The sequence below is a fragment of the Arthrobacter sp. 05L421 genome, from assembly GCF_056397785.1.
In genome coordinates, this window is the sequence record NZ_JBFTOC010000063.1 from 1 (window position 1) to 770 (window position 770).

General features: G+C 57.4%; 1 protein-coding gene. It reads right to left on the reverse strand.

Annotated features, from left to right (window positions below; all coding sequences use genetic code 11):
- Window positions 1-284, reverse strand: a 284-nt coding sequence (locus tag AC1DKQ_RS22415) for a TetR/AcrR family transcriptional regulator (RefSeq protein WP_476920282.1), incomplete at its 3' end; no start/stop codon positions are given.
- Between the last annotated feature and the right edge of the window lie 486 nt (window positions 285-770).

Below are 770 nucleotides of genomic sequence, written 5' to 3' on the forward strand. Positions count from 1 at the left end.
GCCGTGCCGTTCTCGGTGGTGTCTTTGGCGTCCTCGTCCAGGCAGGCTTGCAGCACGTCGTTGAAGAACTCCTCGTAGATGAGGAGGAAGAGGTTCTTTTTGTTGACCACGTAACGGAAGAGCGTTGCCTCGCCGATGCCGGCCCTGGCGGCCACTTCCTTGGTCGTGATGCTGTCGTACTCCTTTTCGGAGAGCATTTCACGAGCGACAGCCAAAACGCTTTCCATGGTCTGGCGCTTCTTCCGCTCGCGCAGAGTCAAGGGGCCGTCAGATATAAGAGACACAACTGCAATTTACCAGCCCATGTTGAATAGCGGCGAGGGCCACGGTCGCTGACTGCAGATTTTCGTGCACGAACAAGCGGAACGACTTTTCACATGACCAGCCGCGCCGGCGTATGCACCTCACCACCTGATCGTGTCCTCAAACCTCAGGATGGTTCAGAGTCCCACTTTCGATCGCCGGCGAAGCGGCATCTACATTCTGTGGGGTTGTAGAGAAGCATGTTGCGAAGTTTTGCCTCACGGTCCCGGCGCTGCCGAAGCCGCACTCAGATGCAACCTGATCGATAGACAAGTCAGTGGCCCCCAGCAATGGTCCGCGCGGCCGTTACTGGTTGCCTGCATATTCAATTTCGAACTACTCGATCCAGCTGAGAACGCGGTAGGACCAGCCTGATCAAAGTTGTGGCGAACGGCACCGCAGGGAACGGGGTCATGTTGCCCTAACCTGCCCCACCAGCCGCTTTACGTCCAGTTAGGGAACACCCC